Source organism: Peristeroidobacter soli, assembly GCF_004138485.1.
Classification (GTDB): domain Bacteria; phylum Pseudomonadota; class Gammaproteobacteria; order Steroidobacterales; family Steroidobacteraceae; genus Steroidobacter; species Steroidobacter soli.
The window spans coordinates 58,613-71,898 of the sequence record NZ_RYEV01000010.1 but is presented as its reverse complement, the minus strand read 5'-3'; the positions used below and the strand labels follow the sequence as shown (position 1 = coordinate 71,898).

Sequence of the window (13,286 nt, the reverse complement as noted above, 5' to 3'; positions counted from 1 at the left end):
GGCGCTCGGGCGGTCCATAACAAGTGCGACACCCCTGCACACTGCTCTATGGCCATTCAACCTGAACCGCATACTGTTGAAGCCCTGCCGCGAAGCACGCCTGAAGCCCAGGGCGTGAACGCCGCTGCGATTCTTCGATTCCTGTCCGCGGTCCGCGGTCGATACGAGCTGCATAGCTTTCTATTTGTCCGGCGGGGACACGTCATTGCCGAAGGCTGGTCGGCGCCCTATCGCCGCGATGCCGTGCAGTTGCTCAACTCGATCAGCAAGAGCTTCACCGCAACCGCGGTCGGATTCGCCGTCGCCGAAGGCCGGTTCGCGGTCGGCGATCGAGTGCTCGATTTTTTTCCCCGGCAAGCGCCGGAACACGTGTCGGCGCACTTGCAGGCGCTGACTGTGGAACATCTGCTCACGATGTCGGTGGGGCAGACCGGCAACCCGAGCGAGCTCGTCGTGCGCGAACGCGATTGGGTGAAAGCGTTCTTCGCCGTGCCGATCGAGCACGCCCCCGGCAGCACGTTCGCTTATAACAACGTCGCGACATACATGCTGTCGGCGATCGTTCAGAAGGTCTGCGGACAACGCCTGATCGACTATCTCGAGCCGCGCCTGTTCGGGCCGCTGGGCATTCGTCGGAAGCATTGGGAAAGCTGCCCCGCCGGCATCAATGTCGGGGGATGGGGCCTCAGCCTCACCTCGGAGTCGATTGCGAAATTCGGGCAACTCCATTTGCAGCGAGGCACCTGGCAGGGACGTCAGCTCCTGCCGCGCTCATGGATCGAGCGGGCGAGCAGCGCTGTGCAGTCGTCCTCGGCATGGAACGTCGTCGCGCAAGAAGGAGAGTCGCTCGAGCAGGCGCTCGCTCGACTAAAGGTGAGCAGCGATTGGCATCAAGGCTACGGCTATCAGCTCTGGCGCTGTCGCCATGATGCGTACCGCGCGGATGGGGCCTACGGTCAGTTCTGTGTCGTTCTGCCGGACCAGGAGGCCGTCATCGTCATGACGAGCCACACGGTGAACATGCAAGGGTTGTTGGATGAAGTCTGGGAGCATCTGCTGCCAGCCCTGCACGATCGAGCGTTGCCGCGCGATCCTGCCAGCGTGCCGCTGCAACACGCGCTGGCATCGATGGCAGTGCCGGCGCCGGTGAGCCAGGGTCGCGGCAGCTCGCTTGCGCAGGCCAGCTTTACGCTCGACAGCAACACCCTGGGCGCGCTGCGCGCATCCCTCCGGGTTAGCGATGATGTCTGCGTGTTCAAGCTCGAGTTCACCAAGCACACCGCGGAAGTCCAATGCGGATTCGGCCGGTGGATCGACAATGTGCTCGACATGCCCGGCACGCCGCCGAAATTCATCGCGCAGGGTGAGCGACGGCCGCTTGGCGTGGCAGCCGCTGCGTTTTGGGAAGGTGCGCAGACGCTGAAGATGCAGTGGCGCTACTACGAAACGCCCAACCACGACGTGGTGACGTGCCGCTTCGACGCCGACGCGGTCACAATCGAATTCATGAGCGACACCATCGCATTGTCCAAGGGACTCTGGTCGGAGGCGAGGCCGACGCTGCAGGGAAGGCGAATGAGCGCATCCGCCGAGGCGTCCTAACCCAAGAGTGAATACGCGAGACTGGCGCAGACCACCATAGCGACACACAGTAGCAGTGCGACGCCCCGAGTGTTTCGCGAAGACCGCAGTGGCCGCTCGACGTATCGGTAGGTGAGATAGGACAGTACAAGAGAAGCGAGGACCACGCCGACCTTCCACAGCAGCGGCAGCTGCCTCACTTCCGTCGTCGAAGCGTGGCCATTCAGGATCGCGGCCAACGTAAACAGCGACCAGTGCCAGAGATAGAGCGGATAGCTGATCAGCCCGATGAGAACCACCGGTCGGGCGGCGAGTACGTGACGATTGAACCAATGCCGCGGCCCCGCGGCGATCATCAGGAACGCGCCGAGCACCGGCACCCAGGCATAGCCACTCGGCCATTTGTCATCGAGCCCGAGCAAGCCGACGGTGGCGCAGATGACACCCAGCATCCCCGGCAAACCACGGATGGACGGTCGCCGGAACAGCGCCATCCAGGCGGGCGGCGTCCCGCTGCCTGGTTCGAACTGGAGATAGGCGAGAACGGCACCGCTCGCCAGTTCCCACAGTCGGTTCCATGGCAGGAGCCACTGCGGCAAATCGGAGGACAGCGCCCAAGCATAAGAGGCGAGCGAGAGCACGACGGTGGCGAGCATCGAGCGCAATCGCCACTTTCGAAGCAGCAGCCATGTCGCCGCGAGCAACAGCGGCCAGAAGAGATAGAACTGCTCCTCGATACCGAGCGTCCACAAGTGGCTCAGAATACTTCTTGGCAGGGCATACCGGCCCTCGATGCTCGCGTACAGCCACAGGTTCTGGACAAAGGCGGCGCCCGCCACGATATCTTCGCTGAGGCGTGCCTGGTCCGCTGCCGGCAGGAGGAGCCAGCCGAGCACCGAGACACTCGTGAGCAACACGATCAGTGCCGGAAATATTCGCTTCACCCGGCGCGCATAAAAATCGAGGAAACTGAACTCTCCCTGCCGCAGGGAGCGAAAGATGATTCCGGAGATCAAGTATCCCGAGATGACGAAGAAAATATCGACCCCGAACCCGCCTCCATGCAGCCAGCCCGCATGCGCAGCCACCACCGCAAGCGCGGCGACTGCGCGTAGTCCATCGATGTCCGGGCGGTATGTGGTGGCGTGGGCATGGGAGATTTCAACTGGGGTCGCTATCGCCTCGCTGCTTTGAGTGACTTCCGCTGTACTCATGACTGGCCACAAACTCCTTCGACGGTGCTGGCAAGCGCGCATTTAACGAGGGGCAACTCGGAGGCGTGCGAGATTTTTTGACCCCTGCAGTGAGGCAACAGCGCTTGAGACAGTGATTTTCCCGGCGAGCGCGAGACGGCCCCGGCGCACCAACGCCGGTGTCAGTCTTGGACTATCGCATCCGTTGCGAGGCATCGCCCCGGCGTGGCCGGGACCGGGGGATTTGCAGTAAGGTCTAGCCCCTCGGAGGACTCATGAAAGCCCATCTCTGGTCCACGCTGTTGATCCTTGCCTCGGTGGGCGCCGGGCTCAACGGCGGTCTGTTCTTCATCTTCTCGAACACGATCATGCGCTCTTTCGACCGTCTGTCGCCCGCGGCGGCGGTCGCGGCGATGAACAGCGTCAATCGCGTCATTCAGAATCCGCTGTTCTTTCTAGCCTTCCTGGGCACGGCGCTGCTGTGTGTGGTCCTGCTCATCGGCCGACTCAATTCACCGCTGGTCGTGGCCGGCGCGTTGTTGTATCTGGTCGGTTCGATCGGCGTCACGATGGTGCGCAATGTGCCGCTCAACGACACCTTGGCAAGGGTTGCACCGTCGGCGGATGACCTGGAAGCGCAATGGCACGCCTATCGCGGACCGTGGACGCGATGGAATCACGTGCGGACCATCGCCTGTGTGCTGGCAGCGGCCGCGTTCGTGATCGAGATCTCGCGGTGATCCAGCGTCAGACTAGCGCTCGCGCGTCCGATCGATCGCACTGACCAACGAATAGAAGCTCGCCAGCAGCGGCAACGACAAGCCCAGCTCCTTGGATTTACGCAGCGCGTAGCCCAACGTCTCGTGAATCTCGAGCGGGCGGCCGCCGAGCAGGTCCTGCAGCGAGGACATGCGATGCTCGGGCGCTTTCGCCTGATAATCGGCGCCCGCTTTCTGCACGGCTGCGATGGCCTGTTCTTCGGTCCCATCGAGCACGGACTTCAGTGGCAATATCGCCCGATCGTCGCTCAGCATGACGCCGAGTGCCGTCGCGAGCGATGCAAGCTCGCGAGCCAGTCGCGCGATGAGGAGCGCCGCATCGGGATCGGACAGGAATTTCCAGGTGACGGCGCGAGTGGTCAGCGACAGGCTGACGAAACCGATCCATCCCACGAACTTGCTCCATTCGCGCGACACGATGTCAGGCATCAGGGTCGAGCGCACACCGGCATCGTCGATGGCTTTCACGATGCCGCGCGCCGTCTCGCTCATCGAGCCGTCCAGCTCGCCGACAAACAAATTCACATTGCGAGTGAACAGCACCTCGCCTGATGCGAGCAGCTCACCGCTGGTATCGGCGAGCGCGCCGAGCGTGCGCTCGCGTCCATAGGTCTGCGAGAGCAGCTCATCTTTCATCACGCCATTCTGAATCGACAGCGCGCGATCGAGGCGCACGTGACGCAACGAGGCCAGCGTCTGCTCGGACCCCGGGGTCTTGGTCGCGATGATGAGCGCGCCGGCCTCGAGAAGTTGCGAAGGATCGGTGAGCACCTCGACGGGCGTCGCAATCTCGCTCAGCCCCTTGATGCGCAGTCCTTGCTCGCGCACCTGCTGGGCACGCTGGCCGCGGGCGAGCAGGGCGACCGAACGGCCGCTACGAACCAGATGAGCGGCCAGGATGGAACCGAGCGCACCGGCGCCGACGATCGCGAACTCAGGACGTGACACGAAACTCTCCCATTGACCCCATCGAGGGCGTGAGGCTATCAAGCCCACGCCCGCGTGTCAGAGGAGATTAGCCCATCACCTTGAAGTCGATGCCCTGAGCGAGCGGCAATTCGCGGCTCCAGTTGATCGTGTTGGTCTGACGTCGCATATACGCCTTCCAGCTGTCGGAGCCGGACTCACGGCCGCCGCCCGTATCCTTCTCGCCGCCAAATGCGCCGCCAATCTCCGCACCGGAGGTGCCGATGTTCACATTGGCGATACCGCAGTCACTGCCGAGCGCCGACAGGAATTTTTCCGCATGGCGCAGGTTGTCGGTGAAGATGGCCGAGGACAGCCCGTGATGTGACGAGTTATGCATGGCGATTGCGTCGTCGAGCGATTGATACTCGATGAGATACAGAATCGGCGCGAACGTTTCGGTCTGCACGATCTCCCACTCGGCGCGCGCACGAATGATGGTGGGCTCGACGAAGTTGCCCGGCGGCTTGGCCTTGCCGCCACACAGCACCGTGCCACCAGCACGCTGCGCCTTCTCGACGGCCTGCAGATAACGTTGCACGGAGGCCTCATCGATGAGCGGGCCCATCAAGGTCTCGGACTTCAACGGATCGCCGATGCGCACTTGAGAGTAGGCGCGCAGCAGACGCTGCTCCAACTCCTTCGAGCGCGACTCGTGCACGAACACACGACGCGTGCTGGTGCATCGCTGGCCGGCCGTGCCAACCGCGCCGAACACGATCGACGGCACGGCCAGATCCAGATTGGCGTACTCATCGACGATGATGCCGTTGTTGCCGCCCAGTTCGAGCAGACTCTTACCCATACGGGCCGCGACGCGCTCACCGACCTTGCGACCGACCGCGGTCGAGCCCGTGAACGACACCAGATCCACGCGACGATCCTCGACCAACTTCTCGGCGAGCTCATTGCCCGCGATCAACAGCTGAAAGATGCCGGGAAAGCCGCTGCGCTCCAGTACCCGGTTCACGAGCTTCTGCACGGCGACGCCACACAACGGCGCCTTGGGCGAGGGCTTCCAGATGCTCACATCGCCGCAGATTGCCGCGAGGAACGCGTTCCACGACCACACCGCGACCGGAAAGTTGAAAGCGCTGATGATTCCGATGATGCCCAGCGGATGCCACTGCTCGTACATGCGATGAAGCGGCCGCTCCGAGTGCATCGTCTGGCCGTACAGCATGCGCGATTGACCGACCGCGAAGTCGCCGATGTCGATCATCTCCTGCACTTCGCCGTCACCCTCGGCTTTGATCTTGCCGACTTCGAGCGTGACCAGGCTGCCGAGCGCGCTCTTGTGCTTGCGCAGCTCCTCGGAGACCAGACGAATCGCCTCACCGCGTTTCGGCGCCGGCACGATCTTCCATTGATCGAACACGCGGCGCGAGGAGACGAGGATGCGTTCGTAATCGGCCACCGTCGCGCCGCGCACGCGCCCGAGCAGCTCACCGCTCGTGGGGTTCACCGAATCGATCAGCGGACCCGAGGTGTCGTTCGACCAGCCGCCATCGCCCGACCAGGCGCCGGCGTTGGTTTCATTCAATTCGAGGGCTGCAAAGATGTCGCGCATGTCAGTGCCTGCGTTGATGTCCGGTTTGTCCGCTCACGACGATGTGACCGGACACTTCCTTGCCGCCGACGGCGGCGTAATGTTTGCCGAAGCGATTCGTCAGCACGTCCTGCAGGCGAAAATCTTCCTGGCGCACGAAGCCATGATGCTTGCCGCCGCCGTTGACGACCAGATCGACGACCGCGCAGATGCCGGACGCCGTGGTCACTTGAATCGCCGACCAGAGCCGGCCTGCGATCACCTGCGGATAGACCTTGTTCACGTAGTTCTCCTCGCGCAGTTCCCCGTCCTGTTTGCCGGTGACCGCGACGTAGATGACGACCACGTCCTGCAATGTCTGTGGCACGGCATTTTCGAGAATGCGCTTCAACGTGCCGCGATCGTGATTGAGCTTCAGATCGTTCATCAGCAGGCGCATCTGATCGCAGTGGCCGGGATAGCGCATGGTCTTGTAGTCCATGCTCTGCACGCGGCTGCCATACGTTTCGGCGAGCGAGCCCAGGCCGCCCGAGGTGTTGAACGATTCATAGAGCGTGCCGTCGATTTCGATTTCTTCGAGCCCTTCGAGCGGCGCGGCCTCGATGCGGCGGCCATCGACGATGGCCTCGCAGGGGTTGCCGTATTCGTTGATCAAGCCCTCGGTCGACCAGGTCAATGAGTACTTCAACACGTTGTTCGGGTGCTGGGGCAGGGCGCCGACGCGCAGCTTCACGGCGCGCAGCTCATCGAAGTGTCCGATCAGCTCATTGGCCGCGATGGAGATGAACCCGGGCGCCAGTCCGCATTGAGGCACGAACGCTTGCGAGGCGCCGTCGGCGATCCTGCGAACTGCGCGCGTGACTTCAACGTCCTCGGTGAGATCGAAATAGTGCGTGCCTGAGTGGCGGGCGGCTTCGGCGACGCCGACGTTGCAGTAGTAGGGCAGGCTAGAAATGACCGCGTCGACGGGATGGTTTGTCAGTTGGGCCCGAAGCGCATCGGCGTTGGCCGCATCAACATGGTGCGCGTGCAGGTTCTTGAAGCGATGCGCGCTGACGACGGCGTTGGCGGCCTCGGCGCTCACGTCGCCCAGATGCACCTCGTACGACCCGGACTCCGCCAGCAGCCCGGAGATCAACGCGCCGATCTTGCCGGCACCGAGAATCAGAACCTTGGCCATGGACGCTCCTTTGCCTGCGAGCCGGGCACCGCGGGGCCCCGGCCAAAGGAGGTCATTAAAGGCCCGGAAACCCGGCGCTGTAAACTTTTGGGGCGCGATCGGGCAGTTTTGGGCAGAGGCTGCCCCGACTGTATGCAATTTTCGCAGTCTGTCCGTTTGCTTCGCACCGGGCGGGTGCTAGTCTGCCGCCCGCTATGACGCGTACTCCCGATCTGATTCATTGGCATCCCTCGAGCTGGCAGTCCAGGCAGGCTCAGCAACAAGCAACCTATCCCGATCAGGCGGCGCTCGACAGCGTGGTCGCCGAGCTCTCGCGCCTGCCGCCGCTGGTGGTTTCGTGGGAGATCGAAGCGCTGAAGGAGCAGATCGCCGCCGCCCAGCGCGGTGAGCGCTTCCTGCTCCAGGGCGGCGACTGCGCCGAGACCTTCGAGGACTGCGAGTCCGACAAAATCGCCAAGAAGTTGAAGATCCTGCTGCAGATGAGCCTGGTGCTGGTCTATGGCTTGAAGAAGCCGGTGATCCGCGTCGGCCGCATGGCCGGGCAGTATGCCAAGCCCCGTTCGGCGGATACCGAGACCCGCGATGGCGTGACGCTGCCGAGCTACCGGGGCGCGAACGTCAATCGTCCCGGCTTCACGGCGGAGGAGCGCACCCCCGACCCGTCGTTACTGCTGCGTGGCTATGAACGCTCGGCACTGACGCTGAACTTCGTGCGCTCGCTGATCGATGGCGGCTTCGCCGACCTGCATCACCCCGAATACTGGGATCTGGATTTCGTGCGTCATTCGCCGTCGAAGGATGCGTACGAGAAGGTCGTGCAATCGATTTCCGAATCGCTCGACTTTTTCGAAGCGGCCTCGGGCCAGCCGATCCACGAGAGCACCACGACCCGTTTCTACACGAGTCATGAAGCTCTGCACTTGTTGCTGGAGCAGGCACAGACGCGTTTCATCCCGCGCTCCAAGCGCTGGTACAACCTCTCCACGCACCTGCCCTGGATCGGTATGCGTACCGCCGCGCTCGATGGCGCACACGTCGAATTCTTCCGTGGCATCGCCAATCCGTTGGGCGTCAAGGTCGGCCCGTCGATGAGCGCGGAGTGGGTGCAGGGGCTGATCGCCACCTTGAACCCGAACAACGAGCCCGGCCGGATCGTGCTGATCCATCGCATGGGCGCGAAGGACATCGACAAGCGTCTGCCGCCCTTGATTCAGGCGGTGCGTGCCACCGGCAGTCCGGTGCTGTGGATCTGCGATCCCATGCACGGCAATACCGAGACGGCCACGTCAGGCCTGAAGACACGGCGCTTCGAAAACATTTTGAGCGAGCTGGAGTCGGCGTTCCGAATCCACCGCGAACTGGGTTCTTGGCTCGGGGGTGTGCATTTTGAGCTCACGGGTGAGGACGTCACCGAATGCACGGGTGGCGCTCGAGGTCTGACGGATGCAGACCTCGCGCGCGCCTATAAATCGCAGGTCGATCCACGTCTGAATCATGAGCAGGCGCTGGAGCTGGCCATGCGTATCGCCGGTTTGCACTCGAAAAAAGGCGCGCAGAAGAGCGCCGTCATAAATATTTAAAAACTGTCCGGTCCTCGGCGACGGCCTCTACAATGGCGGCCGTCGCCCGATCTTCCTGTTGCGTCCTTTGTCATGGCCACGAAAAAGCAAGCACCCAAGCCCGCCGTCAATTTTCGCCGCTATTCCAGTGAGGTCGTCGATGGTCTGAAGCAGGCGCCCAGCCGCGCCATGCTGCGTGCCGTCGGCTACAAGGATGCGGACTTCAAGAAGCCGGCGATCGGCATTGCCTCCACCTGGAGCAATCTCACGCCGTGCAACATGCACATCGACAAGCTCGCCAAGGCCGCCGCGGCCGCGGTGGACTCCTCCGGCGGCAAGAGCACGACGTTCGGCACCATCACCGTATCGGACGGCATCTCCAATGGCGCGCCCGGCATGCGCTATTCGCTCGTCTCACGCGAAGTGATCGCGGACTCGATCGAGACCGTCTCCGGTGCGCAAGGCTTCGACGGCGTGGTCGCGATCGGCGGCTGCGACAAGAACATGCCCGGCTGCATGATGGCGCTGGCGCGCCTGGATCGCCCGGCAGTGTTCGTGTACGGCGGCACCATTCGTCCGGGCGCGGGCCATCTCGATATCATCTCGGTGTTCGAGGCACGCGGTGCGCTCACCAGCGGCAAGATCACCCAGAAGCAGATGGATGAGATCGAGCGCAAGGCCATCCCCGGCCCCGGCAGCTGCGCCGGCATGTACACCGCGAACACGATGGCCTCGGCGATCGAAGCCATGGGCATGAGCCTGCCTGGCAGCTCCGCGCAGGATGCGGTGTCGAAACAGAAGATCGAAGACTGCAAGAACGCCGGCAAGGCGGTCGTGAAGCTTGCCAAGCAGGGCATCGTGCCGTCGATGATCATGACGCGCGAAGCGTTCGAGAACGCGATCACTACCGTCATCGCGCTCGGCGGCTCGACCAACGCAGTGCTCCATCTGCTCGCCATCGCGCACGCGGCCAACGTGAAGCTCGAGCTCGATGACTTCACCCGCATCGGCAAGAAGGTGCCGGTGCTCGCCGATCTGCGCCCGAGCGGCAAATACATGATGTCGGAGCTGGTGCGCATCGGTGGCATTCAGCCGCTGATGAAGATCCTGCTGAAGGAGGGGCTGCTGCACGGGGACTGCTTGACCGTCACTGGCAAGACGCTCGCGCAGAACTTGAAGAGCGTGAAGCCGTATCCGAAGAATCAGGACATCGTTTCGGCGTTCAACGATCCGATCAAGCCCGACAGTCATCTCGTGGTGTTGTATGGCAACCTCGCACCGGAAGGCTCGGTGGCGAAAATTACCGGCAAGGAAGGCTTGTCGTTCACTGGCCGCGCGCGCGTGTTCGATGGCGAGGAGGCGTCGGTGCAGGCCATCCTCGATGGCAAGGTCGGAGCGGGAGATGTGGTCGTCATTCGCTACGAAGGCCCGAAGGGTGGCCCGGGCATGCGTGAGATGCTGAGCCCGACCAGCGCCATCGCAGGCGCCGGTCTCGCTGACAAAGTCGCGTTGATCACCGATGGTCGGTTCTCTGGTGGCAGCCGCGGTTTCGTCGTCGGCCACATCGCGCCGGAAGCCGCGGTCGGCGGACCGATCGGTCTGATCCGCGATGGCGATCAGATCACCATCGATGCGGTCGCGCGTGAGATTCAGGTCGCAGTGAGCGATCAGGAAATGACGAAGCGTCGTGCCGACTGGAAAGCGCCCGCACCGTACGCACGTCGCGGCGTGCTCGCCAAGTATGCTCGCGAAGTCAGCAGCGCCTCACTCGGCGCGATCACTGACGGCGACGCCTGCGAGAGTCATTGATCCGCAGGTGGCGAGAGCGCTCCAGTAGGCGGGCGCCCATCGCCATAGGCGCGAGAGCGTTCGAGTAAGTGGCGCTCCGTCGCATAGGCGGCGGGAGCATCCAGTGAGCGGCGCTCCGTCGCCATAGGCGGCGGGAGCATTCAGTGAGTGGTCGCCGCCGCAGGCGGCAACGTATATTCAGTTGGGCCCAGCCGCCGCAGGCGGCGAGGGCAGATCAGATTCAGACGTTGAGATTTAGCGATGGCGCGAAAGATTGAAATCGTTGATGTGGGGCCGCGCGATGGCTTGCAGAGCGAGCCTGAGATTCTGTCGACGGCGACCAAGCTGGAATTGATCGGGCGTCTGGTGGCCGCCGGCCTGAAGCGCATCGAAGTCGCGAGCTTCGTCAATCCCAAGCGCGTACCTCAGATGGCCGACGCCGAAGCGGTGCTCGCTGGCTTGCCGAAGGTGCCGGGCGTGCAATACGTCGGCCTGGTGCTGAATCGCAAAGGCTTCGATCGTGCGCTCGCCGCCGGTTGTACAGAAATGGGCCTGGTTGCCGCCGCAACCAACAGCTTCAGCGAGCGCAATCAGGGCGCGACCACCGAAGAGCTCATTCACACGATCGAAGAAATCGCGCCGCTCGCGCGTGAAGCCGGCGTGCGCATGCAGGTGACCTTGTCGACCGCGTTCGGCTGTCCCTTTGAAGGGGAAGTGCCGGCAGCTCGCGTCGTCGAAATCTGTGAGCGTCTGGCGAAGTCCAACCCGCTCGAAATCGCGCTCGCCGACACCATCGGTGTTGCGGTTCCAAGTCAAGTTTCGGCGCTCGTGGAACAGGTGAAAGGCGTGGTCGGCGATGTCGCCATTCGCTGTCACTTTCACAACACACGGAATACAGCGGTCGCGAATGCATACGCCGCTGTGCTCGCCGGTGTGAACATACTCGATGCCAGCGTCGGTGGCGTCGGCGGTTGTCCGTTCGCACCAAATGCGACCGGCAACGTCGGCACGGAAGATCTGGTGTACATGTTGAACCGCTCGGGATACGACACCGGCATCGATCTCACCAAACTGATCGAGACCGCGAAGTGGCTCGGTGAACAGCGCGGCAAACCGGTGCCGAGCATGGTCTCCAAAGCCGGCGGCTTCCCTGCTGTAACCCCCAGATAACTATCGGATCATCAGCCTTCCAGGCTGGTTTTCCCGCCGCGGCTACCGCCCCGCCGCAGCAGGCTCACTTCGGCTGGGTTCGCGCCCCTAACTTAAGTTAGTGAATCCAGGGCGTATATTGCTGTTTGGCATTTGGGGGCGCGTATACACTCGCGTCATACGAGGCCCGTCGTATTCAATCAATATGCACTGGCAATTGCGGGCCTCCATCACCGAATGTCTGAAGGAGCACCATGGCCAAGGCAGTGGACAAGGCGTATCACACTGTACGTGAACGCATCGTGCGCGGTGTGTATCCAGCATCCTCCCGAATCACTGAACAGGAAGTGGCGGCAGTTGCCGGGGTGAGTCGCACGCCCGTGCGCGAGGCGTTGCGAAAACTCCACGCGGAAGGATTGTTGGAATTCGTCCCGCATCAGGGCGCGATCGTGACGGAATGGACCCTCGAGGATCGCGACGACGTGTATGAATTGCGCGCCATGCTCGAAGCCTACGGCGCGGCTCGCGCTGCCCGTCGCATCACCGGCGAGGGCATCGCTGAATTGCGTCAGCTCGCGGAAGATCAGTATCACGAAACACTCGCGAAGCCCGAGGGTTATCTCGAGCGGGTCGGTCATCTCAACAGCCACTTCCATCGACGCATCCACGAGTTCGCCGGCAGCCCGCGACTGGTCTCGGCACTGCACTCGTTGATCGAAGCGCCGTTGATGCTGAAATCATTTACGACCTATCAGGACGAAGACCTGATCCGCAGTGCCTCGCATCATCTGGAAATCGTGCGCGCCCTCGAAGCCCGCGACGGCGACTGGAGCTCGGCGCTGATGCGTTCGCATATTCTCGGCGCGCGCGGAACCTTGGTTGTGTGAGGGGGATTCGGCACTACAATGCCGGATTCCAGATTCACGTCAGCAACGAAGGGGATGGTCATGATCAAAGTCGGCGACAAGATGCCCGCGGGCACATTCACGCAGATCACCAAGGACGGACCGCAGAAGGTCAGCGCCGAAGACTTCTTCAAGGGTCGCAAGGTCGTGCTGTTCTCGGTACCGGGTGCGTTCACGCCTACCTGCGATGCCAAGCATCTGCCGGGCTTCGTCGAGAAGGCCGGCGACATCAAGGGCAAGGGCATCGACGTCATCGCCTGCATGGCGGTGAACGATGCGTTCGTGATGAAGGCCTGGGGCAAGTCCCAGAACACCGACGGCAAGGTTGAGATGCTGGCCGACGGCAACGCCGACTACACCAAGGCGCTGGGCCTCGACATGGACGCAACCGGCTTCGGCATGGGAATCCGCGGTCAGCGTTTCTCGCTGGTCGTGGACGACGGCGTGGTGAAGCAGGTGAACGTCGAGCAGAAGGGTGAGTTCAAGGTGTCGAGCGCGGATCACGTGTTGACGCAGCTCTGACGGAAGGCCCTCGCCCCGGCGGGCGCGGGCTAAAGAAATTTGCTTGTTTTTGGCCGCGCTACGCGCGGCCATTTCTTTTCTGGACGCACGCGTGGCTCACAAAAGAAAAGGCCGC

The 13,286-nt window shown here is 62.8% G+C and carries 11 protein-coding genes; 7 read left to right on the top strand and 4 right to left on the bottom strand.

What is annotated here, in order from left to right; genetic code table 11:
- Positions 1 to 48 precede the first annotated feature (48 nt).
- The gene (locus tag EKO19_RS34980) at positions 49 to 1,602 is read left to right on the top strand and encodes a serine hydrolase domain-containing protein (RefSeq protein ID WP_175597309.1); all 1,554 of its coding nucleotides are present in this window, start codon (positions 49 to 51) and stop codon (positions 1,600 to 1,602) included.
- Here the strand turns inward: EKO19_RS34980 and EKO19_RS34975 are convergent.
- Positions 1,599 to 2,795 carry an acyltransferase family protein gene (locus EKO19_RS34975; RefSeq protein ID WP_157995583.1) on the bottom strand — a complete coding sequence of 399 codons (1,197 nt, stop codon included), beginning with the start codon at positions 2,793 to 2,795 and terminating at the stop codon, positions 1,599 to 1,601. The two genes, EKO19_RS34980 and EKO19_RS34975, sit on opposite strands and share 4 nt — an antisense overlap.
- A gap of 254 nt (positions 2,796 to 3,049) precedes the next feature.
- Here EKO19_RS34975 and EKO19_RS34970 point away from each other — a divergent pair, with 254 nt between their 5' ends.
- Positions 3,050 to 3,514 carry an anthrone oxygenase family protein gene (locus EKO19_RS34970; protein ID WP_129782069.1) on the top strand — a complete coding sequence of 155 codons (465 nt, stop codon included), beginning with the start codon at positions 3,050 to 3,052 and terminating at the stop codon, positions 3,512 to 3,514.
- A gap of 12 nt (positions 3,515 to 3,526) precedes the next feature.
- Here the strand turns inward: EKO19_RS34970 and EKO19_RS34965 are convergent, their stop codons facing one another.
- The 3 genes from EKO19_RS34965 to EKO19_RS34955 all read right to left on the bottom strand — a co-directional run bounded on the left by EKO19_RS34965 (position 3,527) and on the right by EKO19_RS34955 (position 7,248).
- Positions 3,527 to 4,501, bottom strand: coding sequence for a ketopantoate reductase family protein (locus tag EKO19_RS34965; RefSeq protein ID WP_157995582.1), 975 nt, complete (start codon positions 4,499 to 4,501; stop codon positions 3,527 to 3,529).
- A gap of 67 nt (positions 4,502 to 4,568) precedes the next feature.
- Positions 4,569 to 6,089 carry an L-piperidine-6-carboxylate dehydrogenase gene (amaB, locus tag EKO19_RS34960; RefSeq protein ID WP_129782067.1) on the bottom strand — a complete coding sequence of 507 codons (1,521 nt, stop codon included), beginning with the start codon at positions 6,087 to 6,089 and terminating at the stop codon, positions 4,569 to 4,571.
- A gap of 1 nt (position 6,090) precedes the next feature.
- Entirely contained in the window at positions 6,091 to 7,248 is a 1,158-nt protein-coding gene (locus EKO19_RS34955; protein ID WP_129782066.1) for a saccharopine dehydrogenase family protein, read from the bottom strand.
- 194 nt (positions 7,249 to 7,442) lie between these two features.
- Between EKO19_RS34955 and EKO19_RS34950 the strand changes: the two genes are divergently transcribed.
- The 5 genes from EKO19_RS34950 (at position 7,443) to EKO19_RS34930 (ending at position 13,171) form a co-directional block, all read left to right on the top strand.
- A complete protein-coding gene (locus tag EKO19_RS34950) occupies positions 7,443 to 8,828 on the top strand; it encodes a class II 3-deoxy-7-phosphoheptulonate synthase (protein ID WP_129782065.1) in 1,386 nt (461 codons plus the stop codon).
- Between the two features lie 72 nt (positions 8,829 to 8,900).
- Positions 8,901 to 10,616 (top strand): dihydroxy-acid dehydratase, encoded by a 1,716-nt coding sequence (gene ilvD, locus EKO19_RS34945; protein WP_129782064.1) that lies wholly within the window; start codon positions 8,901 to 8,903, stop codon positions 10,614 to 10,616.
- 240 nt (positions 10,617 to 10,856) lie between these two features.
- Complete coding sequence (locus EKO19_RS34940) at positions 10,857 to 11,765, top strand: hydroxymethylglutaryl-CoA lyase (RefSeq protein ID WP_129782063.1); 909 nt, start codon at positions 10,857 to 10,859, stop codon at positions 11,763 to 11,765.
- Between the two features lie 233 nt (positions 11,766 to 11,998).
- A complete protein-coding gene (locus EKO19_RS34935) occupies positions 11,999 to 12,631 on the top strand; it encodes a GntR family transcriptional regulator (RefSeq protein WP_129782062.1) in 633 nt (210 codons plus the stop codon).
- A 60-nt stretch (positions 12,632 to 12,691) separates the two neighbouring features.
- On the top strand, positions 12,692 to 13,171 hold the full coding sequence (locus EKO19_RS34930) for a peroxiredoxin (RefSeq protein ID WP_129782061.1): 480 nt from the start codon (positions 12,692 to 12,694) through the stop codon (positions 13,169 to 13,171).
- Positions 13,172 to 13,286: the final 115 nt, after the last annotated feature.

Bases quoted from the DNA above. Each gene is read 5' to 3' on its own strand.
- EKO19_RS34980 (WP_175597309.1), top strand. From the start codon at position 49: ATGGCCATTCAACCTGAACCGCATACTGTTGAAGCCCTGCCGCGAAGC.
- EKO19_RS34975 (WP_157995583.1), bottom strand. From the start codon at position 2,795: ATGAGTACAGCGGAAGTCACTCAAAGCAGCGAGGCGATAGCGACCCCA.
- EKO19_RS34970 (WP_129782069.1), top strand. From the start codon at position 3,050: ATGAAAGCCCATCTCTGGTCCACGCTGTTGATCCTTGCCTCGGTGGGC.
- amaB (WP_129782067.1), bottom strand. From the start codon at position 6,089: ATGCGCGACATCTTTGCAGCCCTCGAATTGAATGAAACCAACGCCGGC.
- EKO19_RS34955 (WP_129782066.1), bottom strand. From the start codon at position 7,248: ATGGCCAAGGTTCTGATTCTCGGTGCCGGCAAGATCGGCGCGTTGATC.
- EKO19_RS34950 (WP_129782065.1), top strand. From the start codon at position 7,443: ATGACGCGTACTCCCGATCTGATTCATTGGCATCCCTCGAGCTGGCAG.
- ilvD (WP_129782064.1), top strand. From the start codon at position 8,901: ATGGCCACGAAAAAGCAAGCACCCAAGCCCGCCGTCAATTTTCGCCGC.
- EKO19_RS34940 (WP_129782063.1), top strand. From the start codon at position 10,857: ATGGCGCGAAAGATTGAAATCGTTGATGTGGGGCCGCGCGATGGCTTG.
- EKO19_RS34935 (WP_129782062.1), top strand. From the start codon at position 11,999: ATGGCCAAGGCAGTGGACAAGGCGTATCACACTGTACGTGAACGCATC.
- EKO19_RS34930 (WP_129782061.1), top strand. From the start codon at position 12,692: ATGATCAAAGTCGGCGACAAGATGCCCGCGGGCACATTCACGCAGATC.